23 protein-coding genes are annotated in these 23,350 nt (G+C 46.0%); 8 read left to right on the top strand and 15 right to left on the bottom strand.

Annotated elements, in window-relative coordinates; translation table 11 throughout:
* The first annotated feature begins 6 nt into the window (after positions 1–6).
* The gene (locus TBC1_RS08105) at positions 7–624 is read left to right on the top strand and encodes a response regulator (RefSeq protein ID WP_062040600.1); all 618 of its coding nucleotides are present in this window, start codon (positions 7–9) and stop codon (positions 622–624) included.
* A gap of 163 nt (positions 625–787) precedes the next feature.
* Positions 788–997, top strand: coding sequence for a TOBE domain-containing protein (locus TBC1_RS08100; RefSeq protein WP_062040597.1), 210 nt, complete (start codon positions 788–790; stop codon positions 995–997).
* Between the two features lie 43 nt (positions 998–1,040).
* Here TBC1_RS08100 and fabD read toward each other — a convergent pair whose 3' ends face one another.
* From fabD to TBC1_RS08080, 4 genes are all read right to left on the bottom strand, one after another.
* Positions 1,041–1,916, bottom strand: a complete 876-nt coding sequence (fabD, locus tag TBC1_RS08095) for an ACP S-malonyltransferase (protein WP_062040594.1) — start codon at positions 1,914–1,916, stop codon at positions 1,041–1,043.
* A 97-nt stretch (positions 1,917–2,013) separates the two neighbouring features.
* On the bottom strand, positions 2,014–3,993 hold the full coding sequence (gene asnB / locus TBC1_RS08090) for an asparagine synthase (glutamine-hydrolyzing) (protein ID WP_062040591.1): 1,980 nt from the start codon (positions 3,991–3,993) through the stop codon (positions 2,014–2,016).
* Between the two features lie 10 nt (positions 3,994–4,003).
* Positions 4,004–4,255 carry an acyl carrier protein gene (locus TBC1_RS08085; RefSeq protein ID WP_062040588.1) on the bottom strand — a complete coding sequence of 84 codons (252 nt, stop codon included), beginning with the start codon at positions 4,253–4,255 and terminating at the stop codon, positions 4,004–4,006.
* Between the two features lie 56 nt (positions 4,256–4,311).
* Entirely contained in the window at positions 4,312–5,169 is an 858-nt protein-coding gene (locus tag TBC1_RS08080) for a hypothetical protein (protein WP_062040585.1), read from the bottom strand.
* A 56-nt stretch (positions 5,170–5,225) separates the two neighbouring features.
* Between TBC1_RS08080 and TBC1_RS08075 the strand changes: the two genes are divergently transcribed.
* Positions 5,226–6,665, top strand: coding sequence for an MBOAT family O-acyltransferase (locus tag TBC1_RS08075; protein ID WP_062040582.1), 1,440 nt, complete (start codon positions 5,226–5,228; stop codon positions 6,663–6,665).
* A 17-nt stretch (positions 6,666–6,682) separates the two neighbouring features.
* Positions 6,683–7,621 carry a hypothetical protein gene (locus TBC1_RS08070; RefSeq protein ID WP_062040580.1) on the top strand — a complete coding sequence of 313 codons (939 nt, stop codon included), beginning with the start codon at positions 6,683–6,685 and terminating at the stop codon, positions 7,619–7,621.
* A gap of 6 nt (positions 7,622–7,627) precedes the next feature.
* Here the strand turns inward: TBC1_RS08070 and TBC1_RS08065 are convergent, their stop codons facing one another.
* The 9 genes from TBC1_RS08065 to porW form a co-directional block, all read right to left on the bottom strand.
* Positions 7,628–9,091 (bottom strand): AMP-binding protein, encoded by a 1,464-nt coding sequence (locus tag TBC1_RS08065; protein ID WP_062040577.1) that lies wholly within the window; start codon positions 9,089–9,091, stop codon positions 7,628–7,630.
* Positions 9,092–9,101: 10 nt separating this feature from the next.
* Positions 9,102–10,088, bottom strand: a complete 987-nt coding sequence (nadE, locus tag TBC1_RS08060; protein ID WP_062040574.1) for an NAD(+) synthase — start codon at positions 10,086–10,088, stop codon at positions 9,102–9,104.
* A gap of 162 nt (positions 10,089–10,250) precedes the next feature.
* Positions 10,251–10,904 (bottom strand): HD domain-containing protein, encoded by a 654-nt coding sequence (locus TBC1_RS08055; RefSeq protein ID WP_062042893.1) that lies wholly within the window; start codon positions 10,902–10,904, stop codon positions 10,251–10,253.
* 286 nt (positions 10,905–11,190) lie between these two features.
* Complete coding sequence (folE, locus tag TBC1_RS08050; protein WP_394330753.1) at positions 11,191–11,856, bottom strand: GTP cyclohydrolase I FolE; 666 nt, start codon at positions 11,854–11,856, stop codon at positions 11,191–11,193.
* 12 nt (positions 11,857–11,868) lie between these two features.
* A complete protein-coding gene (locus tag TBC1_RS08045) occupies positions 11,869–12,282 on the bottom strand; it encodes a 6-pyruvoyl trahydropterin synthase family protein (RefSeq protein WP_062040571.1) in 414 nt (137 codons plus the stop codon).
* A 141-nt stretch (positions 12,283–12,423) separates the two neighbouring features.
* Complete coding sequence (locus TBC1_RS08040) at positions 12,424–12,819, bottom strand: hypothetical protein (RefSeq protein ID WP_062040567.1); 396 nt, start codon at positions 12,817–12,819, stop codon at positions 12,424–12,426.
* Positions 12,816–13,055, bottom strand: coding sequence for an AtpZ/AtpI family protein (locus tag TBC1_RS08035; protein WP_062040564.1), 240 nt, complete (start codon positions 13,053–13,055; stop codon positions 12,816–12,818). The genes TBC1_RS08040 and TBC1_RS08035 overlap by 4 nt, the downstream gene beginning before the upstream one ends.
* Entirely contained in the window at positions 13,033–13,428 is a 396-nt protein-coding gene (locus TBC1_RS08030; RefSeq protein WP_172668855.1) for a bactofilin family protein, read from the bottom strand. The genes TBC1_RS08035 and TBC1_RS08030 overlap by 23 nt, the downstream gene beginning before the upstream one ends.
* Before the next feature lie 47 nt (positions 13,429–13,475).
* A complete protein-coding gene (gene porW, locus TBC1_RS08025) occupies positions 13,476–16,154 on the bottom strand; it encodes a type IX secretion system periplasmic lipoprotein PorW/SprE (RefSeq protein ID WP_137305526.1) in 2,679 nt (892 codons plus the stop codon).
* A gap of 255 nt (positions 16,155–16,409) precedes the next feature.
* On the opposite strand from porW, the gene TBC1_RS08020 reads away from it, so the two are divergent.
* From TBC1_RS08020 to rseP, 3 genes are read left to right on the top strand one after another with little or no spacing between them, the layout of a single operon-like run.
* On the top strand, positions 16,410–17,321 hold the full coding sequence (locus tag TBC1_RS08020) for a M23 family metallopeptidase (protein ID WP_062040558.1): 912 nt from the start codon (positions 16,410–16,412) through the stop codon (positions 17,319–17,321).
* 7 nt (positions 17,322–17,328) lie between these two features.
* Positions 17,329–18,513, top strand: a complete 1,185-nt coding sequence (locus TBC1_RS08015) for a 1-deoxy-D-xylulose-5-phosphate reductoisomerase (RefSeq protein WP_062040556.1) — start codon at positions 17,329–17,331, stop codon at positions 18,511–18,513.
* 54 nt (positions 18,514–18,567) lie between these two features.
* On the top strand, positions 18,568–19,890 hold the full coding sequence (gene rseP, locus TBC1_RS08010) for an RIP metalloprotease RseP (RefSeq protein ID WP_062040554.1): 1,323 nt from the start codon (positions 18,568–18,570) through the stop codon (positions 19,888–19,890).
* 155 nt (positions 19,891–20,045) lie between these two features.
* Here the strand turns inward: rseP and TBC1_RS08005 are convergent, their stop codons facing one another.
* Positions 20,046–20,939 carry a YitT family protein gene (locus TBC1_RS08005; RefSeq protein ID WP_062040551.1) on the bottom strand — a complete coding sequence of 298 codons (894 nt, stop codon included), beginning with the start codon at positions 20,937–20,939 and terminating at the stop codon, positions 20,046–20,048.
* A 51-nt stretch (positions 20,940–20,990) separates the two neighbouring features.
* The gene (locus TBC1_RS08000) at positions 20,991–21,917 is read right to left on the bottom strand and encodes a YitT family protein (protein ID WP_062040548.1); all 927 of its coding nucleotides are present in this window, start codon (positions 21,915–21,917) and stop codon (positions 20,991–20,993) included.
* A gap of 355 nt (positions 21,918–22,272) precedes the next feature.
* On the opposite strand from TBC1_RS08000, the gene TBC1_RS07995 reads away from it, so the two are divergent.
* A complete protein-coding gene (locus TBC1_RS07995; protein WP_082189528.1) occupies positions 22,273–23,259 on the top strand; it encodes a PorP/SprF family type IX secretion system membrane protein in 987 nt (328 codons plus the stop codon).
* Positions 23,260–23,350: the final 91 nt, after the last annotated feature.

Genomic DNA, 23,350 nt, shown 5'->3' with positions numbered 1-23,350 from the left:
GTTGATATGGATCGCATTAAAGTTGTTATCGTCGACGATCACAAAATGGTGGTTGAAGGACTGCGCAAGCTGATCGATGAGTCGCAGGTTGCCCTGGTCAGCGATGTTGCCTACTCCGCTCAGGAGGCTATTTCCGTTATTGTCCGGTGCGAGCCTCATGTGGTGCTCCTCGATATCAACCTGCCCGATGCAAGCGGGCTTGATTTGTGCCGGCAGCTTAAATCCACTTTCCCCGATGTGAAGATCGTGGCCCTTACCAGTTACAGTGACTATTCTGTGGTCAAACGCATGCTGGCCAACGGAGCTTCCGGTTACGTGATTAAAAATGCCATGCCCGATGAAATCATCCTGAGTATTGAAACGGTGTATAAGAACCAGCAGTTTCTTTGCGAAGAGATCGATGTAATGCTCCACCGTCGCGGTGAACCGCAGGTCTGGCTCACCAACCGCGAAACCGAACTGCTGAGGTACATTGTTGATGGGTTTACCAACCCCGAAATAGCTGACCGGATGTTTCTGGGTTTAGAAACCATTAACAGCTACCGCAAAAATCTGCTTTGTAAGCTGGGCGCCCGGAATACAGCGATGCTTGTTAAGATCGCCATGGAAAGGATGCTGGTATAAGCCGGTTGTTTCAACACACATTCCGGTGCAATTTTTCGGTTACCTGTCCGGGTATTCCTGATATCTCCGCAATGAAGAACTGATTCTTTCAACAGTTGAGCGTGCTTGTGTGAACTTTATAGACCGGGAAATGTTAATCCTTTAGGCCAAAATGCGAAGCATCATGAAAATCAGTGCAAGAAATCAAATCAAAGGCGTCATTACGGAAATCAAGTCCGGTGTGGTTACTGCACGTGTAATTCTTGACATCGGAGGGGGAAATCACCTGAGTTCGGTCATCACCATGGAAAGTGTGCAGGAGCTGAACCTGAAGCCGGGTGATGAGGTGTATGCCATCATTAAGTCGACCGAAGTAATGATCGGAAAAGAATAAAAAAAGCCGGGCAACCGGCTTTTTGATTTTCACTTACTAAAGTTTATGCGCTTACAGCTTCCACTTCGGGAGCTATTTTTTTTACCAGTCCCTGAAGAACGGTACCCGGGCCTACTTCCACAAAATGGGTAGCGCCGCCGGCAACCATATTTTGAACGCTCTGGGTCCACCGGACCGGTGCCGTAAGCTGCGCGATGAGGTTTTCGCGGATCTGAGCAGGGTCGGTATTCGGTTTGCCGCTGACATTTTGATATACTGGGCAAACAGGCGCGTTAAAGCTGGTTGCATTTATGGCTGCTGCCAGTTCGACGCGGGCAGGTTCCATCAACGGAGAATGGAAGGCGCCTCCAACTTTTAGCGGAAGTGCGCGTTTGGCGCCGGCCGCTTTAAGTTGCTCGCAGGCAACTTCAATACCTTTCACCGAGCCGCTGATCACCAGTTGTCCGGGACTGTTGTAATTGGCCGGAACAACCACATCGTCTATGCCTGATAAGACTTCTTCAACTTTTTCGTCGGCCAGTCCAAGAATGGCGGCCATGGTCGAGGGCTCAGCTTCACAGGCTTTCTGCATGGCCATGGCACGGGCATAAACCAGCCTGAGGCCGTCTTCGAACGACAATGCGCCGGCAGCCACCAATGCCGAGAATTCACCCAAAGAATGTCCGGCGGTCATATCGGGCCGAAACGATTCGCCCAGGGTTTTGGCCAGGATCACCGAATGCAGGAAAATGGCGGGCTGTGTCACCCTGGTCTGTCGCAGGTCTTCGTCGGTGCCGGCAAACATCAGGTCGGTGATGCGGAAGCCAAGAATTTCATTGGCTTTTTCAAACATCTCTTTCGCCATGGCATTGTTGTCGTAAAGTTCTTTGCCCATGCCCACAAACTGGGCTCCCTGTCCGGGAAATACGTATGCTTTCATAAGGTATGAGTTTTCTAAGTTTCAGCCGGCAAAGTTACAAAATACCCGTTAAAGCCGATTGTTGTGTAATGTACTAATATGCAGGCAGTTAATCGGATCAGTCTCTGAATATCCTCAGATTTGCAGGCTTTTCTCCGGGTGCAACAAGTACGGTATCGCTGATGAAGAAATGATCCAGCAATTGGGTGGAGAGTATCCCTGCAATGGCCATGTTTTCAACTTCCGTTGCCTGACTGCCTGGCTGCCCGAGTTTATCAACGAGTTTATTTACTTTTTCGGGATCGAAGATTCCGGTCGACCGTATCGCGCTTTCATTGAGCATTTCTTTAGCATAATCCGGAGCCAGGGTACCTGCGAGACTTGAGGAAACCGGAGCCCTGTAAGCTTGTTTGTGCCTGTGAAGTATGGATTCCGGAATTTTGCCCTGCATCATCTTTTTCAGGATAAACTTTTCGTTCAGGCTGTTCAGCTTGTAACTTTCAGGCAGTCCGGCGGCAAATTCAATCACCCTGTGATCCAGAAACGGATACCGGCCTTCCACTGAATTGGCCATGGCCATGCGGTCTCCCTGCGATGAAAGAAGGTAACCCGACATAAAGATGGTGGATTCGAGGTATTGCGACCTGGCCAGGTCTCCCCATTGGCTGAAGTTCTCTGCCAGGTTTTTACTTACCTCATCCAAAGGGTCATATCCTTTAAGACCGGCAATGACAGGGTCGTTGAAATAATTCTGCAGCCGCGAGGTATTGTGCCAGCGCAGGAGGTGTGAGTAATAAGGATTATCGGTATCGGATAGCTTGTAACCAAAAAACATTTTAAGTACGGAGGATTTTGCGTCCTTCATCATCGGCAGGTAAGGGTAAAGTTTCTTCAGCAGCAGCGGACGGATGTCCGATTGTGGATTGGTTGCCCAGAAACGCCTGATTTTTGCCTCTTTGAAGATGTTGTATCCGGCGAGCATTTCATCGGCGCCTTCACCGGTGATTACCACTTTGATGTTATGTTCACGTACTTTTTTCGAAAGGAGGTACATGGGGGTTGGTGCCGTGCGGAGGACAGGGAATTCGGTGTGCCGGATTGTATCGTAGAAATGTTGGCCGATCTCTGCGGAAGTACAGGAAAATGCAGTGTGGTGCGTGTTGAAGTATTTCGCTGCTTCCAGTTGAAAGGCGGTTTCATCGAAAGCTTTGTCGCTGAATCCGATAGAGAAGGTATTGAGCACGCCCGGCTCCAGTTCGTGGATAAAGGCAGTGGTAACACTGCTGTCGATACCGCCGCTCAGGTAGGCGGCCACCTCAACGTCGGCCCTGAGCCTTATTCTTACGGCATCTTTAAAAAGCCCGCGCAACTCTTCTGCAGCTTCATTCAGGCTGAGTCTGATGTAATTTCCATCCTCCGGAAATTTAAAGTTCCAGTAACGGGTAATTGCAGTCTCCCCTTTGCCAATGGTCAGGTAGTGCCCGGGGGGTATTTCATAGATATTCTCGAAGGGCGTGTCGGGCGTAATGGTAGTCCAGAATGAGAAAATCTGCGAAAGCCCTTTGTGACTGATCGCTCTTCTTACACCCGGCACCTGAAAAATGCCTTTTATTTCAGAACAAAAGATGAAACGATCTCCGGAACGGGTATAAAAGATCGGCCTTATCCCAACCCGGTCGCGGGCCAGGAAGAGTTCTTCCTTTTGACTGTCCCAGATGGCAATGGCAAACTGCCCGATAAATTGCTGAAGGCATTGAGGCCCCCACTGCGCATAGGCCTGTATAACAACTTCCGTATCGGTGTTGGTTACGAAGCTGATGCCAAGGCTCTCAAGTTCCCTGCGGATCTCTATGTAATTGAACAATTCGCCATTGTATACAATCCAATAGCGCTTATCCCGTACCGATATGGGCTGCAGTCCGGAGGACAGGTCGAGAATGCTGAGACGCACATTGCCTAACCCGATCTTGTGATTCAGGTAGATTCCGCTTTCGTCGGGCCCCCTGTAACGGATAGCAGCCAGCATGGTTGTGAGCTGCTGCTCGGTGGGGACTGTTTCCAGGCCTCCAAGATTCAGAATTCCTGCAATGCCGCACATGGCTAGGACATTAGTTAAGTTTACTGCCGATGAAACCGGCAATGGCGTTCACTGACTCAAAATTGCCTTCCAGCAATTCGGAATCAGCAGCTTTAATCTTGAAATTTTCTTCAATAAAATTTATCAGAGCCAGAAAACCCATCGAATCGAAGATTCCTTCAACAAAAATTAGGGTGTCGTCCTGAACCTTATCGGCAGGGACAAAGGCTGTTTCAACGATGAATTTTTTCAGCTGGTCTTTAACTTCACTTAATTGCAACATTTTTCGTGTAGGGTTATAATTTAAAATAGCAGGTGGATAATTAACAGAAACAAAAGTTATTTTGTTTCTCCTTTGAGATTTGTTTTTTCGCCATTATTTTCAATAACATCCACAATTCTGGAAGCGAAGAGGGGGGCTACCCTTTCGCCAAACTTCGCTGATGGGTGTGAATCTCCCTTCTTTGCAGAATATTCTTCCTTCAGGTACAGTCCGCCTTCAGTTTCCAGCGCATAGAAATCCCAAAGAAAGATGTTGTCCCCGGGTTTATCCCATTCCTGTATTACCCAGTCAACAAATTCGCGGGTACGCATGGCCTCTTCTTCCGTAACATTTGACTGCACATGGGCAGCGGCAGTCCAGAGTATGAACTTATTTTCAGGAAACTGAAGCAGCTTTTCCCTGATTGCTTCGTACTGGGCTTTGTAGTTCTGAAGCCGCTTCTCCGGAGAGTCAATGTCTGCAGTATCAAGATCAATGTCAATGTTGCTGACCGGGAAGCAATGCTTGAATACGATGAGATCATAATCCTTTGCGAGCATCTCGAGGGTGGGTTCTTCCATATATGCTTCATCGCCGGCGTTTTTTACCCAGATGTTGAAGTAATCAAAAGGATAATTGTTCCATCCATAGGGCTGTGCCTTCGGGAAATTCTGTTCAGTGATGAAATAGTCCGTCCCGTTTTCCTTGTTATATTTTGTAAACCAGGCAGGAACAGCTTCTTTTTTCCCAAACAATCCCTTGATCCCGCCTGTTTCTCCTTTCCAGATCACATGGCCTGTGCTGTGGTGGAGAAACATTATTTTGTAAGAGTTATCGCCGGGAACCATTGTTTTTTCGTTTTTACATCCGTTAAATAAAAAAACAAACACAAGCGCTGCTGTGAAAAGCAAAAAGTTTAAATTTGTCTTGAACATAGCGTTTGATTTAATAGTTTATAAGTTTTTAATTCTTTCAATCAATCCCCGAACAGGTGCATTTCGACTCATTATACTTTTTTGTTTTCCTGGCTGTAACATTTCTGCTATATTACAGGATAGGATACAAGTTTCAGCAACTGGTGCTGTTTGCGGCAAGTATTTTTTTTATTGCTTTTCTTTCTCCAAAATTAGTCGTTTTTACCCTGATCTTCGTTATATTAAACTATTTTCTCGGCATTTGGTTGCAGAAGAAAGCAGAAACAAGGTTCCGGGTGACAGTTTTCTGGATTACAATCGCTGCCAATATTGGCATTCTTGGCTTTTTCAAGTATATCAATTTCTTTTTTGAGAATGTCAATCTGTTTTTGTCATTATTTAATGCTCAGGGAAGTTTAAAACTCCTTGATCTTATTATTCCTGTTGGGATTTCTTATTATACCTTCCAGGCATTGGGATATCTTATCAGGATCAACAGAAAGGCGGAAAAAGCCGAAACTTCATTTCTGGCTTTTGCCAACTACCTGATCTTTTTCCCGAAGTTTCTGGCAGGACCTGTAGAGCGTTCCAATCATTTTTTTCCGCAGATCAGCAAGCCGGTTTTGTTTCAGGCAGATAACGTTACGGCAGGGCTGAGGCTGTTTCTGTGGGGGATGTTTAAAAAGGTGGTCATCGGTAATAATCTGGCTGATCCGGTTTACAAGCTTTACAACAATATTGAAGATTACACTGGTTTGCCATTGCTGATCATCTTTTTCCTTCAGGCGATCCATCTGTATGCTGATTTTTCCGGATATACTGATATGGCACTTGGTGTGGCCCGGATTTTCGGGATAAAACTGGTTGATAATTTTAACCGGCCGTTTTTTGCCAGAAATGTGGGGGAATTCTGGCGGCGCTGGCATATTTCGCTTTCATCCTGGTGCAATGACTTTATCTTTTCCCCATTCATTGTTAAATACCGTAAATATGGCAACAAGGCGGCCATAGCCGGAATCTTCATAACCTTTTATGTTATCGGTATCTGGCATGGTGCAAACTGGACTTTTGTGGCAGTGGGCCTTTTACAGGGAATTGCTATCAGTTATGAGTTTGCAACCAAGCGGAAGCGACTGCAGATTGCATCCAGGCTGCCTCAGGGACTGGTGACATTCGTCAGCCGGACCCTGACCTATTTATTTTTCAGCCTGACGCTGGTATTCTTCAATTCGCAGAATATCCATGATGCCTTCTACTTCCTTTCACATATTTTCTCCGATTTCAGGTTTAATCTGAGTGGCAATAAGCTGATCTACGATTCTGCAAGCTTTTTTGTCGCAATAATTGCATTCGGGGTGATCTATATCAAGGAAATGCTGCAGGAGATGAAAGTGGATGTGCCGTCTTATTTTTACGGTCTTCCCCGCGGACTGCGCTGGACGGGTTATTATCTGATGATGGTGGCTGTTTTTTATTACAGCGGAGCCGGTGATGCTTTTGTTTATCTGCAATTTTAACCACAGGAGAGATATTTATGAATAAATACCTGCTCAAAGGCTTGCTTTTTTCAGTGCCTCTCTTCATATATGCCGCGATTATAATTGTCGTGGATCCTTATAATTTTTTGAATTTTTCCAGTGTTATCAGCGATGAGGACAAGTTCAGGGTGATTCAGCGCACAGATGAAAGCAGTCCGCGCGGAAATATCCTCTGGAAAACCTTAGAATTCAAGCGTAAACCTGTAAAAAACCTTATTATCGGCGATTCGCAGGGCAGGGACATAAATACTGAACTGATCGGGGAACTGACCGGTGAAGAATACTATAATTTTTGTTTTCCGGGGGCAAGTTTCAATACCATGTTTGAGACATTCTGGTTTGCCGTTAAGTATGTGAAGCCCGAAAAGGTTTATTTTCAGGTGGCTTTCATGAATTACAATACCCATCGCGAATATGATCTTTTTCACTTCGCGCAGGACTATTTCGACCGGCCATGGGAGTATTTTACCACCAAGGAAATTTTCATTGACTCATTTATGAATCTCGTCTGGGTTATCACCCGTAATCCTAAGGTCATCAACCGGTCGTACGAGTTTTTAAATCAGCAGGAACTTCAGCATCTTGCGCAATTCAGGCTTGATCTGTTTTTTAAGAAATATGAATACCCTCAGAATTATAACAGGGAGTTTAAGAAGATCAAAGCGTATTGCGAAGCGCACGGAATCGATCTGGAATTTATCATACTTCCGGTGTATAAGGCGGTGGATGAGCACCTGAGAAGTGTCGGACTTTTTGATCAGAAGCTGCGGTTTAAAGCAGATATGCAGTCTCTGGGTACAACCTATGATCTCGACCGCCTGTCGGAGATAAAATCAGAACGTTCGAATTTTATCGATTATTTCCATCCTCAGCCGGCGATCATGGATTCGCTGGTAACCATGCTATGGGCCAGAGGCGGACTTATTGGTGAATAGATTTCCTCAGTACTTTGATTTCTTGCCGGCTGCGTTGAAGTAAAGTTTGGTGTCAAACACTACTTTCTGAGGCACTTTGAATGAGGCGAGGTTCTTTGCGCAGTGTTCCCTGATCTCATCGGCAGTGAACTTATCAAGATCGGATTCATTCACCACTACGGTAGCTTTGATGGCTTCCCCGGCAATATCGTCCTGCTCGGCTGTAATGGTGCAATCAATCACCCCGGGGTAAGAAACTATTACAGCCTCAATTTCCTTCGGGCTGATCCGGATTCCCCTTACTTTGATGATTTCTTTTGCCCTCGATTGCATAAAGATATATCCTTCATCATCAACGGTGGCCATATCGCCGGTATAAAGCCAGCCATTCCGGATCGTGGCAGCCGTAGTTTCCGGATCCTTGAAATATCCTGCCATCACGTTGTCGCCTTTGGCAATAATTTCCCCGGTTTCTCCGGGTTTCACCGGTTCTCCGGCTTCATTGACAACCTTAAGGGTAACTCCCGGGATGCCGCGTCCGAGTGAGCCGAGTTTCTGACGCAACATCTCCGGGGGGAGATACGAAAGCCTTGCTGTGGCTTCTGTCTGACCATACATCACATAAAACTTTATATCAGGGAAGGCATCAATAAATTCCTCGATAAATGCAGTGTGTAATTTGCCGCCGGCCTGGGTGACGTAGCGAAGCGATTGAAATTTTGTATTCTTGAAATCCCTTGTCTTTCTCAGAAGTATCTGAAAATGGCTTGGGACCCCTGCAAAACCGGTACAGTTGTATTTATTGAGATCGTCAATAACACTCCCGATAAAAATAAATGAGTTGTTCAGGTTAACTGCCCCGCCAACCCGCAGGTGGGTATGCAGAAGCGAGAGTCCGTAGCAATAATAGAAGGGCATCACCACCTCGATGATGTCGGAAGAAGTAAGTTTCAGGTATTCGATGATGGATACGGAATTGGCAATAATATTACGATGGGTGATCATTGCCCCTTTCTGTTCACCCGTTGAACCTGAGGTGAAAATGATCTCCGCCAGCCTTTGATCGTCAAACCCGGGATCGGGATAGGGGATGTCTGTTGCTGTTTCTTCAGAGCACCACTTCTCCAGTGTCAGATCATCGTAAACGGTAAAATTGTAAGCAGCGAAGCGTTGCTGATACTTCCTGCTGATAAATGCCAGGGTTGAACCTGTTTTTTCGAGCACTTTATCCAGATTTTCCAGTTCGATGGCAGGATTCAGCGGTACGCAGATGTTTCCCGATTTCATCAGGGCAAGGTAAACCGTGATGAAAAAACCGGAATTCTCGCTCAGGATGATGACATAATTATTTTCTCCGTGGATTTGTTTAAACCGGGCGGCTGTTCTGACAGAATTTGCAAACAAGCGGGGATAACTGACCGGTTCTCGGCCTGTAACAGCCTCTTTGTCCAGGGCCGACGTGTTTTCGAAGAAATAGTCAAAAGCATTCATGGCGTTTTGCTTAAATCACCGGGAAATAGTAAGGATTGGCTCTCAGGTATTCAGTGGTTTTTTTCTTACGGGCGAAGTTGTCGAAAATAATCTGCACCTCGCCGGCCGGCATCCCCATCACTTCACCTACTTCATCCGGTGAGTAACCGTTTTCGAAACCATACCACATGGGGTCCATGATCTCGAATGGCAGCTGGTAGAAAAACTCCTCCTGGGTTTGTTCTGCGCTGTAAGTGTCGGTAGTGGGTGTGCGTTGTATGATTTCATCGGGGACACCCAGATATTCGGCCAGTTGATAAACCTGGGTTTTGTACAGGTTGGCCTGGGGATAGAAATCTGCCCCTCCGTCGCCGTATTTCACGAAGAAACCCTGGTCAATCTCATGTTTGTTGGCGGTCCCGATCACCATGTAATGCATCTTCTCAGCATAGTAATACACCATCGACATGCGGCACCTTTGCTTGAAGTTTGAAGCTGCAACGATCTGAAGGTATTCGTTGATGGGAATAATCTTGCTTTTCTGGTTGCCGTTTTTATCGATAATCGTCAGGTGAAACACCGGCGGAAGTTTCTGATCAAGACCGGTCTTGTTTATGCCGATCTTGGATTTATCCGTAAGCGGATCAAACTCTGGAAAGACCCTTTTAATGGCTTCATCACGCCGCTCGTAACATTTGAATCCTTCCAGTGCAGGCCTGATATTTTCAACTATATGCGGAACCCCGAATTTCTTTGCGAGTTTCTCCGCCAGGCTTTCGCTGTCGGGACTGGAATCTTTTTCCGGCATCATTACGCCGAAAACCCGCTCAGCTCCGATATATTTTGCGGCCAGGGCCATAGAAACCGATGAGTCAATTCCGCCGCTGATGCCGACCACGGCTCCGCGCCGCTTGTATTTAACGAAAATTTCTTCTTTGAGAAGTGCGCCCAGATGACCGGCCATCGCCTCTATGTCTTTGATCTTCAGGATGTCTTTTGAGAAAGGAGGTCTGTTCATAGCTTACTAAAATTCATTTTTAGATGTTTAATTACAAATATAACAGATTAAGGCTGAAAATGCTTGGGAAAGCTGTATATTTTATTGACTGTTTACATGGGAATTGGTTGAATCCCGGAGTGACAATGTGGCCATTAGGGGCGAACCTGCGTCAGGTTCAATTCAGCCGCCTTCCCATTCAGAAAGGAATTCAATCAGATACGTCTGCATGAACGCATGCCTGCGGCTTGCCATGCGACGCCCGGTTTCCGTATTCATGAGGTCTTTCAGCAACAGAAGTTTTTCATAGAAATGGTTGAGGGTAGGCGCATTGCTTTTTCTGTATTTTTCTTTGCTCATGGTCATATCAGGCGGGATTCCTGGATTGTAGAGCTGCCTGTTTTTGTGCCCTCCGTAATGAAACGCGCGGGCTATGCCAATGGCCCCCATGGCATCAAGGCGGTCTGCATCCTGTACCACCGATAATTCCGGCGACTTAAAGGTTGCCGGTGTATTTCCTCCTCCGAAGGAAACATGCCGTATGATCATCTCTACCTGATAAATCACTTCTTCATCAACATGTTGGGATGTCAGAAATTCCCGGGCCAGGGCCGGCCCGGCTTCCTCATCACCATTATGGAATTTGGCGTCAGCAATATCATGCAGCAATGCCCCTAGTTCGGCAACCAGCATGTTACACGATTCTGATTCAGCGATGGTACGGGTATTTTTCCACACCCGCTCAATGTGAAACCAGTCATGGCCGCCTTCGGCATCTTTCAATGTTTCTTTAACAAAGGCTATTGTATTGTTAATCAGCGTTATATTCTTATCCATAGGAAAGATCATCTTAGGTTGTCGGATAGGCTAAATTACAAAAAGGCAGGAAACTGCAGGTGTTTTTGAGGATGAACTTTCTGAGTCAGATTAGGGGCTGTAATCATGATGAATGTTGCGAAGCGCTGATAAACACGCCGTTCGCAATGACGAATGGATAGCTGCTGACCGGACAGCTGACGCGGTTGATTATTATTCAGGATATATTAAATACAAATGCCGGCCTGATGAACAGGGCCGGCATAGAGTTAAAGCAGAAGTTCTGATCGGCTTAAAGCGCCTTTAATTAATTTCCGTGGAGCCTTGAACCTATCAGATGAATGAACTCTGCACGGGTTTTTTCGCCAAGAAACGCTCCGGTAAAATCGGAAGTGGTGGTCACCGAATTCTGCTTCTGAATCCCGCGCATGCTCATGCACATATGCTGGGCTTCTATTACCACTGCAACGCCGAGGGGTTTCAGGGTGTTCTGAATGCACTCCTTTATCTGGGTGGTGAGTCGCTCCTGGACCTGCAGGCGCCGGGCAAAGGCGTCAACAATTCTTGGTATTTTGCTTAATCCGACAATATATCCGTTGGGGATATAAGCCACATGCGCCCTGCCAAAGAACGGGATCATATGGTGTTCGCACATCGAATAAACTTCAATGTCTTTCACCAGCACCATCTGTTTGTAGTCTTCCTTAAACATTGCCGAGCGAAGGATATCTTCAGGGTTCAGGTCGTAACCATGCGTGAGGAACTGCATTGCTTTGGACACACGTTCCGGGGTTTTCTCCAGGCCTTCTCTTGTTGGATCTTCTCCGATCAGCTTAAGGATTTCCCTGTAATGACCAGCCAGTTTTTTGATGGTTTTCTGGTTGTAGAGATCACGTTTCTGATATCCGTCCTTTATTTCGTAATCATCCATCATGTTTTCGATGATCATGTCTTTCACGATTTCACTGCTCATATTTCTGGTTTTTTAATTTCCGAAGTATTCAACAAAATTTCTTTCAGTTTCGAAGAGTTTCACACAATGCAACCGGGCACCGGTTTCACTGATTGGTTGTTCAAGTTGCTCCCAGATAGCAATGGCAAGGTTTTCAGTTGATGCAAGCTTTCCGGACATAAAATCAACTTCAAGGTTCACATTCTTATGATCCAGTTTGTCAACAACAAATTGATTGATGATTTTGCTGAGATCTTTCAGATTGATCAGAAAACCTGTTTCCGGGTCGACCGGTCCTTTAACAGTTACAAAAAGTTCGTAATTGTGCCCGTGCCAGTTCGGGTTTGAGCATTTTCCGAAAACCTCAAGGTTCTTTTCATCACTGTATTCGGCTTTGAAGAGACGGTGCGCGGCATTAAAATGTTCTTTGCGGGTGATAAAGATCATAGGTTTTCGTTTGTTTTGCCGGGAAATACTGTAAACTTAATTGTTTAATATATCCGAACAAAGATTAAACAAAAAAATATCTTTAAAGTTCAAAACAAAACGGAATTCAAAAAAAACCTGAATTCCATTCATCGGTATCAGCTATTCTCCGGCAGGCTTGCTTTTCCGGGTAAGTATCAGAAACTGATAAACTTCAAAGATGGTAAAGATCAGATATAAAATGAAAAAACCGATAATAAACCTTACTGCATCTTCACGGTTAAGAAAAGCATAGCTGAGAATGATTGCAAGATATAGCGCCATTCTCAGCACGGTATGGCTCATGAACCCCGTTACAAACCCGGATGTTCCCGATGCGGCTTTTTTCTGCAGCAGATAATATGAAATCAGAGACACCGACATAAAGAAAATCAATACGAACGGAAGTGCCGGACTAAGGTACTGAGGTACGGTCAGAAAAGCAACAAGCATAAGTATGCCGGAGGCTGCAGTAATCAGCAGTAGTTTTTTGAGGTACAGGTAGTTGCTTGTGCTCATCTTTCTTTGTCTTTGTAGTTAACTTCTTTAACAAGCAACCAGATGGCGCCGCCAACGGCAAGCAGGGAAAGAAATACCGTAAATACCGGGAATTTTAGGTTCAGCAGTTGGTCGGTTTTAAATCCGCCAAAAACACCGGCTGCTATAATGACGCCCATTTGCAGGGCAATGGCGGAATATCTGGCATACGAAGCCAGTGGATTCCCGTTTTTTTTATTGTTGTTCGGCCTCGGCATAATGCTGAGCCGGGATGGTATCAGGGGTATTGGTATCCATCCGGCAAGTGCCCGTAAATCTTGCCCCCGGTTCAATGGCAAGTTTGTCGGTCATGATTTCGCCGTTCACCAGGGCGGTTGCCTTGAAAGAGAGCAGTTCCTTTACCCTGATGGTTCCGTTTACTTTTCCTTCGATATCTGCGTTGATGCAGATAATATCGCCTTCAACGGTTCCGGTAGAACCCAGAATTACCTTTCCTCCTGCAGTAACAGTTCCTTTCAGTGTGCCGTCAATCCTGATATTGCCATTCGATTCAATATCGCCGGTAATGAAAGTTCCCGACTGAATCAGGTTTGCGGATTGCGGAGGTTCTGGTAGCGTATTTTTTGCCATCACAATTGTTTTAATAACTGCTAATTTCGGATTAATTCTTTCAGAAATTACTTTTTCAGGTAATTTTTTTCGAAGAACTGCTTGTAGGCAGCTGTATTTTTTTCCTTGAAGAAGACCGGGTAGTTTTCGGCTGAAATCAGGAATTGTTCAAATGTGCCTTCTTTGATGCCTGAGAAGACATAAGTGTCTTCTTTGATGCCGTTGAAATATTTCATGGCTTTGTCCAGTTCGTTGAAACTGCTTATGGTAATCATCTGCCTGCTGTTATCAAGAAGCACGCTGTTTACCTGAAGCCCTTCCACGCTGTAGTTCTTCGTATTGAAGTCCGAAATCCTGACTTTGGTGCCGTAAACATTCACTGAAGCACCGTCAACGATCAGTGCATAGAAGTGGGTGGCTCCGGGATTGAACTTATACATACTGAGGTCGAGCGGTTTTTCAGTCTTTTCCTCTTCTTCTTTCGCAGGGATCCCGGATGAGGAAGCGCCGGGGCTGCTTTCGCCGAGCAACCTGCGGGCAAAGTCAACAATATCGCTGCCGGGATATTCAGTTACAAGCTTATTCAGTTCTACCCTCATGGTGTCCTGATTTTCCGTTTTGCCGAGCGATACCGCCCTTATAAATGCAAACTTGGGGGTAAGCGTTTCGTCCTGGTAGTTGGCGAGCGCATCGTTGCTGTAAATGATGGCGGTACGGTATTGCCCCCTGTTGAAAGCCAGGTATGTCTCTTCATACAGGGATCTTACCCGGTTCATTGCAGCTTCCAGTTCAAGGTTGTAATTGGGATCAATGAGTATTTTCGCATAATCGCTGTCGGGGTAATTGCTGATGATGGCATCCTTGTAGCGGTTCATCTCCGCTTCGTTGCCCAGGTCCCGGTTTATCCGGTAGAGGTGGTAATTGGCCTGCAAGGCACTTTCATTTTCAGGGAACCGGGTATTGAGCTGTGAGAGCACTTCGGCAGCCCTGTTTTTATCAAACAGCTCCTCCAGGTAAATGATGCCGGCATTGAACAAGGCGGTGGCTATCTGCTGATTACTTGCTTCGATACTCTCTGGTGTAAAAGGGAGGCCTTTCAGGTAGGTGTCGCGGCTTTTGAAATCAGCTCCGCCTTTTCCCCCATCCTTGCCGCCGGCCAGTGAATCTGCAGGCATGAGTTCACTGCCGTCTTCGGCAAACTGATCAGACATCACCTCCCGCTTGTTGCTAAGCCTCCAGTTATCTTCGAGTCTGCGCCTGCCCCATTTTCGTGTAAATTCACTGAAACCCATGCTGATGGCTGTAGGATTGTAAAAATACCATCCGCCTCCGCCAAGGGCGGAAGTGCCGCGTGTAGGGTCAACGATTTGTCTGGTCTGAAGACTGGCGCCGGCCATTTCCTGCAAACGCTCTTCCTCTTCACGCTTTTTTCTTTCCTCTTCTTTTCTTGTGTATTCCGCGATTGCCTTGTCAATGATGGCAAGTCGCTCGGCTTCGGGTAACGCGGCCATGTGCTGCAAACTGTCCTGAATATGAACGATCTGCAGGTTCTCTACAAGGCGGGTAAGGATTTCGGTTTTGGTTTCGATTTTTTCAGCATCCGGGAAATCCTTTGGCAGCGACATCAGCGTTGTGTCGTAGTATGCCCGGGCGTTGCGGTAATCTTTTCCGGCGAAATAGATATCGGCAAGCCGCAGCGAGGAAATAGATTTCTGGTAGTCATTGGAGAAACTGCTTGCAACGGATTTCCTGAGGTGGCTGATTCCGAGGGTATCATTCTTGTCCTTAAGGGCGATGTCGGCCAGTGCATAGTAAATCTGATCCTGAAAATCCTTGTTTTTCATATCCCTGAGCATTTTTTCAAGTTCACGGATGATGAGTTTCTTATCGCCTGTATTGGCGTTGTATACCCTGGCCAGGTTGATACGGGCATTAAATGCCATTTCAAAGGAAGCAGGGCTTTTCAGGACTTTGGTAAAATATTCTCCGGCCCGGCTGTCTTTGCCTTCGGTCTGATAAATCTGTGCCAGAATATAGTTCAGCCTTGTTTTTAGTTTTGCATTGCTGTTCAACGGAATGGCTTTTTCAATCTGTTCCCTGGCCAGGTTTAGCTTTCCCTGAGCAATATACATGTCGGCATAGACCAGCGGCAGTTCCTTGCGAACCACCCAGGGCAGCAGTGTCTGGGCCGATTCTTTGTTCAGCTCATCCAGGATGGTCACAGCCTTGTCGTATTGCTTCTGCTGTTTGTAGGTTTTTCCCAGCCATAGCCTGGCTTCGAAACTTACCGGATCGTAGTTGTACTGACGGTTAACATATTCAAAAGCCCTGCGGGCAGCATTGTAGTCCTGCTTGTAAAAATTGGCCTTGCCAATCAGCATATAACTCCGGATAACCCATTTTACATGCTCTTTTTTATCGAAAAACATCGAATGGCGCTGGATTACCTTCGAAGCCTTTTCAATAGCCCTGTCCATATTCGGATTTATAGTCTGGGCATTGGATTCAGTACCGTAATTATATATCTGTAAAACGGAAGCATAATTGTCCTTGGCGTTTTTCCGCAAATCGGCGGCACCTTCCTTCAGGCTTTCATTGCCATTCCAGTAAGCATTATAATGTGCGGTAAGGTTATGATATGCCCTCCTTGTGAATGTATTCTTTTTTGTAGAACAGGAGGAAATCAAAACGGAAAGCAGCAATGCCCAGAAGGCAACTTGTCGCAGGTTTACGGTATTTGTAGTCAAGGATATGCGGATTTTCAGTTTCACTATAAATAACTGATAATTTGCAAAAATATTTTATTTTTTTGAAACGGCCCCAAAACTCAGTAAATAAACCGTTTCCTTTTTTCTGCACGACCTGCTTCTGCCGATGACTGACCTATAAGCCGGCGATGCTTTCACGGGAGTATTCATGCATGAATCCGGGAATAAATTGACCGTGTATCTGGTTTTTTCCGATATTTGTGGCCTCAAATTCAAGTTGATTAAATCCCGGTTATGGCATCCTTCAGGAGAACCTCCGATAGTAATGACGAGCGTAAAGTCCGCTGGTATCATAAGCTGAGGGATAAATACAGGCTGGTTATTCTCAATGAAGATACTTTTGAAGAGAAATTGTCATTCAAGCTTTCGCGCCTGAATGTATTTGTTGTAACAGGGACACTTGCCATTATTCTGATTTTCCTGACCACCTATCTCATCGCCTTTACCCCCTTGCGCGAGTATATCCCCGGATACAGCAATGCAAACCTGCAGAAAGACCTCTATGAGTTACAGGTGAGAACCGATTCAATCGGAGAGGCCCTGAAAAACCGTGATCTGCATATTTTAAACCTAAAGAGGTTGCTTTCCGGCGAAGTAGTTCCATTGCCGGATCAATCACCGGTGCAGACCGATTCAATAATCAGGTCCGGTTATTCCAGGATCAGCAACCTCAGGTCTAAAGAAGATTCCTTATTGAGAAAAGAATATGAGCAGGAGAATCTTTATAACCTGAATATTGATTCCAGGTCGTCCCCGCGGCAGAATACCCCCGTCAGCAAGCTTAACTTTTATGCGCCTGTAAAAGGGATAGTCACAAACCGGTTTGATGCCTCAAAGCGGCATTACGGCATTGACATCGCTACCGGGCAAAACGAGGCAGTAAAGGCGGCATACGATGGTGTGGTGTTTTTTTCGGAATGGACGGCAGAAACCGGGAATGTTATCGCGATACAGCATACAGGGGCGGTAATCACTGTTTACAAGCACAACTCAGTGCTTCTGCGCAAACAGGGTGCTTATGTGCGGGCGGGAGAATCCATTGCGATCATAGGAAATACCGGTGAATATTCAACCGGGCCTCATCTGCATTTTGAATTGTGGATCAACAGTTCACCGGTTGATCCTGAAAAATATCTTACTTTCTGAGAAGCTGATGTCGGCAATTACCAAAAAGAAAAATCTGGCCATCCTGGGTTCGACCGGTTCCATTGGGTCGCAGGCCCTGGATGTGGTGAGGAAGCAATCCGGGCATTTTTGTGTTGAAGTCCTTTCAGCACAAAACAATGCGACCCTGCTGATCGAACAGGCTGTTGAGTTCAGGCCCAATGCCGTTGTCATTGGCGCTGAGCACCTTTACCAGAAGGTTGCTTCGGCGCTTCAGCCTCTTGATATTAAAGTTTATACCGGTGAAGATGCGCTGGTGCAGGTGATCGGGATGGAATCCATTGATATGGTGCTGATTGCCCTGGTCGGATATGCAGGCCTTCGCCCCACCCTCGCCGCCATTGAAGCCGGGAAACAGATTGCCATTGCCAATAAGGAAACCTTTGTGGTAGCCGGTGAACTGGTGACCACACTGGCAAGGGAAAAGGGGGTTAACCTTAATCCGGTAGATTCTGAGCACTCGGCGATATTCCAGTGCCTGGCCGGTGAATTTCACAACCCCGTGGAAAAAATATATCTGACAGCTTCAGGCGGGCCATTCAGGGGGAAAAATAAACAATACCTGCAACAAGTTACGAAAGCCGAAGCCCTGAAGCATCCCAACTGGACCATGGGATGCAAAATAACCATTGATTCAGCTACCCTGATGAATAAAGGACTCGAAGTAATTGAAGCAAAATGGCTCTTTGGACTTGGTGCGGACCAGATCGATGTGGTTGTTCACCCGCAATCCATTATCCACAGCATGGTGCAGTTTGGCGATGGCTCAATAAAAGCCCAGATGGGACTTCCGGATATGCGCCTGCCGATTCAGTATGCCCTTTCCTATCCGCATCGCTTCAGGTCAGCGTATCCCCGGTTTGATTTTCTAAGTCATCCCGAGCTTACTTTTGAACAACCTGACCGTGAAAATTTCCGCTGTCTCGATCTGGCTTACAGCGCTATGAAGTCCGGTGGAAACATGCCTTGTATTTTAAATGCAGCCAATGAGGTAGCCGTAAATGCTTTTCTGAAAGACCAGATAAAATTTCTTCAGATTCCTGACATTATCGAAGCCTGCATGCACCGGGTTGGTTTTGACCGTAATCCGGATTTTTCGGTATATTCCGGAACCGATCAGGAAACAAGGCGGATTGCCGGGGAAATAATCGGTAATCAGATGGTGTCTGGCTGAACCTAAAACATGTATTTTTGTTAAACTCATTCATTTTTATTCTGACCTCAAAGTATGGAAATCCTTGTTAAAGCTGCTCAGTTACTTTTAAGCCTGTCAATTCTCGTTATTTTTCATGAATTCGGACATTTTATTTCCGCCAAGATCTTTAAAACCCGTGTGGAGAAATTTTACCTTTTCTTCAATCCCTGGTTTTCACTCTTTAAATTCAAAAAGGGCGAAACGGAATATGGCCTGGGTTGGCTGCCGCTTGGCGGATACGTCAAAATTTCCGGAATGATTGACGAGTCGATGGACAAGGAGCAGATGCAACTGCCTCCCCAACCTTTCGAATTCAGGAGCAAGCCCGCCTGGCAAAGGCTGATCATCATGCTGGGAGGTGTTACTGTCAACATCCTGCTTGCCATTGCAATTTATATAGGTATGCTCTGGCTCTGGGGCGAACAGTATCTGCCTACTTCCGAAGCCAATAAATATGGTATTGTTGCTGATTCTGTGGCTCAGGAAATGGGGCTGCGCAACGGCGACAAAATCCTGTCGGTGGATAATGAACCGGTTGAAGATTTCTTCAAGATCCCCGGGAAAATCATTCTTGACAAAGCAAAGACCATACAGGTTGAGCGCGACGGTCAGCCTTTCAACGTTTTGATTCCTGAAGGTTTCCTTGCCCGTTTGCTCAAGCATCAGTCCCCCGATTTTATCAATGCCCGTATGCCGTTTGTCATCGCGGGGTTTTCCGCTGAATCTGCTGCCAAAGCGGCCGGCGTGCTTGAAGGCGACCGCATTATAGGGATCAACGATCTTGAGGTGCTGTATTTTGATCAGTTCAGGGAAATAATACCGGAATACAGAAATCAGGATATCAGTCTGAAAGTGTTGCGCCAGGCTGATACCCTCACGTTTAATTTCAGATTGCCCGAATCGGGTCTGATAGGAGCAATGACCAATCCTGCCGATCACTTTTCTTTCAAGGATAAGCAATATTCCTTTTTAGCCGCTATTCCGGCAGGCTTTAACCGGACATGGAAAGGGGTCGGGAATTACCTGAAACAGCTGAAGCTGATCTTTTCCCCGGAAGCGAAGGCGTATGAATCTGTCGGAGGTTTCATTACAATCGGAAATATTTTTCCTTCTACCTGGGACTGGCAGGCATTCTGGAGCCTTACAGCCTTTCTTTCCATTATGCTGGCAATCCTGAATGTGCTTCCGATTCCTGCCCTCGACGGCGGGCATGTAATGTTCCTTTTTTATGAGATCATAACCGGGCGGAAACCCTCCGACAAGTTCCTTGAGTACGCACAGATCGTTGGAATGGTGCTGCTTTTCGGATTGCTGATTTTTGCGAACGGGAATGACATCGTGAAATTGTTCAGATAGCAGCAGAACCCCGGATTCAGTATTTGATTATGCTTAAACGCTTAAATTTTTGTAATCAGCACAATATTCAATTGCGCTGAACAGGCTGTGAACGGGAGTTACCCTTGAAAAATGAATAGTTCAGCGCATCTGGCTTTCTATTGATTAAGCCGGATTTAATCCTCAAGTTTATCCTTCAGTGATTTGAACCCCTGACCGAGTATCTCATTGGCATCCATAACAGTAAGGAATGCCCTGGGATCAATTTTATTGATGAATTCCTCAAGCATGGCCAGTTCACGGCGGTTTACCACGGTGAAGATAACCTTCTTTTCATTTCCGTTATACATGCCTTCGCCGGACAGAAAAGTGCCTCCCCGGTGCAGGTCATTGATGATTTTATCCCGGATGGCTTCGTGCTGATCCGAAACGATGAAAATTGTTTTTTCATAGGAAACCCCTTCCAGCACGGCATCGATCACTTTGCCCATCACAAAAATGGTAATCCATGAATACAGGGGGATATGCCAGTCGCCGAACGCAACAAATCCCAGCAGCACAATCACGGAATCAACACCCATCATCAGCTGGCCAAGCGGAAGACGGGTGTACCTTGCAATGATCATAGCGATCACATCTGAACCTCCGGAGGTAGCCTTTGCCTTGAAAATAAGGCCGACACCCACGCCCACCAAGGCGCCGCCGAAAATAGAAGAGAGCAGCGGGTCGCTTTCGACCAATGGTTTAAATTCTGAAAAATAGGAAAATACATCCACGAATACAGAGGTCAGTACGAACCCTGTAACCGTTTTTGCACCGAAGCGGGGCCCTAGAATCTTTGTGCCAAGAATTGTAAGCGGAATATTAAAGGCAAGTGCAGTAAGGCCTACCGGCCACCCGAGCAGGTGGTGGATCACGATGGAAATGCCGTAAATGCCTCCCGGGACTATTTTGTAGGGTGTAATAAAAAACACATAACCGGCGGATACCAAAAGGGTTCCCACGGTGATCAGGCCGTAGGAGATAAACCACTTTCGGGTGAACCGTTTTTCCTTCTGTAAAAAAGCCATTTTTTAGCCGGATTTTAATGATTTAAAAAGGCGACTGAAGACTATACAGAACTACTCTGAAATTTTGTCGCGCAGCGATTTAAAACCTTCACCAAGGATTTCATTGGCATCCACAACGGTTACAAAAGCTTTGGGATCAATCTGGTGAATATACTCCTCCAGGATAGCCAGCTCCCTCCGGTTAAGAACGGTAAATATAATGGTTTTGTCGGCATCGTTATACATCCCTTTGCCCGGGATATAGGTGCCGCCGCGGTTCAGGTCATTAATGATTTTATCGCGGATCTGAGCAAATTCTTTTGAGATGATGAAAAGCGTCTTGTCGTAGCTTACTCCCTGCATGGTAATGTCAATTACCTTTCCGGTAACGAAAATTACAATCCATGAATAGAGGGGTATTTTCCAATCCTGAAATACCACGAGTCCGAAGAGCACAATTACCGAATCCACATAGATCATCAGCTGGCCCAAGGGGAGACGGGTATACTTTGCAATAATCATGGCAACAATATCCGAACCGCCTGAGGTGGCTTTGGATTTGAAAATCAGGCCAAGCCCGAACCCGATCAGAACACCTCCGAACACACAGGCCATCAGCACGTCTCCGGCAAGGCCCAGGGGATCATTCTCCCCTACGATCATAGTCAGCATGTCCATAAAAACAGAGGTCAGCACAAAACCGATCACAGTTTTGACCCCAAACCGGGGACCCAGAATTTTTATGCCGATGATGGTAAGCGGAACATTCAGCACAAGCCCGAACAATCCTACCGGAATACCCGTTGGCCAGAATGAAAACAGCCCTTTAGTCAGATGGTGCACCACAATCCCGATGCCATAAACGCCTCCGGGAACAATGTTGTAAGGGTTGATGAAAAATACAAAACCTGCCGCAAGGATAAACGATCCGATGACGATCAGTGCGTAGGCGATAAACCATTTTTTCGAAAAAAGTTTCTCGTTTTGAACAAATGCCATGTTAAGTAGTTGTTAATCAGTAATATTTATCAAAACCCTAAGGCGTGGCAAAGGTATATAGATTTTCCTAAAGAAATACCCATGAAAAGAAGTCTTCATCTTCAGTCGATTTAATAATTGTTACCGGCTTTTTTTTGGATCATATATGCGTATTTTTAAGGAAAATGTTACTTTTGTTGCATTCAATGATTAATCCAGGATGAAGCTGTATAATAATTCAGCTGTTCTGGTGTTATTAATGCTGCAGGATGAAAAATCAGGGATTTCGGCAGTAGAGTTAGCTTTTTGTTGTTAGTTGTTAATTGCGCCAGGACGGGATAACGGTGACCTGAATCTGATATGATATTTTCCCAGGATGACAGGAAAAAAAATAGTTGAGATTTTTTCAAAGCCACGATTTAGCCGGAGGCTTGCGATGACGATGTCGCTTGCCGGCCTTTTTATTTCGTCATTTGTTTATGCTCAGCAGGAGCCTCAGTTTACCCTGAATATGTTTAACCATATGGCTGTAAACCCCGGTTATGCAGGGTTGAGAGACGCCATTACGGTTACCGGATTAATGCGGCAGCAATGGATAGGGATAGAGGATGATGAAGGGAACAGGGTTTCACCTGAGAGTTTCGTTATCTCCGGTGATGCACCTGTCAGGATACTGAGGGGAGGAGTGTCAGCATCGGTAATGCAGGATAAGATCGGTTATTTCAAAGACATTTATGTCAGGCTGGGTTATGCCTATAATCGTCTTGTGGGTGATGGTGAGCTCGGAATCGGGTTCAATGTCGGGTTTCTGAATAAGTCGCTGGATATCGGCAAGCTTAAGCCTGTTGATGATGACCCGATTCTTAAAGGTGGAACGGAGAGTACCATGTTTACAGATCTGGCTGTCGGGGCTTTTTATCAGCAGCCCGGCGGATTGTATCTGGGTCTTTCAGCCACCCAGTTATTGGAAGGTGCCAGGGAGCTGGGAAGCGGCGGCCTTGATTTTCAGTTGCGCAGGCATTATTATGCAGCTGCCGGCTATGAAATTACCTGGATCAGGAATCCGGCCTATGTGTTTATTCCGGGAATCTTTGCAAAATTTGACGGAACAACTGCACAGGTCGACATCAATGCAAGGCTTCAGTACAATGAAAAATTCTGGGGCGGGCTGACATACAGGTTTCAGGAAACAGCGGCGGTAATGCTTGGAATGAGTGTAAAGGATCTGAGTTTCGGCTATGCCTATGACATACCGCTTTCGCGGATTGGCGGAGCCGGAAGTCATGAAATAATGGTGAGGTACAGTTTTAAGCTTGAGTTGGAAAAGGCCAGGAGAAGTTTCAGGAATACCCGCTTCCTTTAATTTTTAAAAAAGTTGGTTTAATAAATTATATTACTATTTTTGTCGGTCTAAAAAACGGGCAGGGATAATAAAATCAGAGTAACGCTCGTTA

Origin of the sequence: Lentimicrobium saccharophilum, assembly GCF_001192835.1 — a bacterium.
Taxonomy (GTDB): Bacteria; Bacteroidota; Bacteroidia; order Bacteroidales; family Lentimicrobiaceae; genus Lentimicrobium; species Lentimicrobium saccharophilum.
This window is presented reverse-complemented; position numbering and strand designations above follow the sequence as displayed.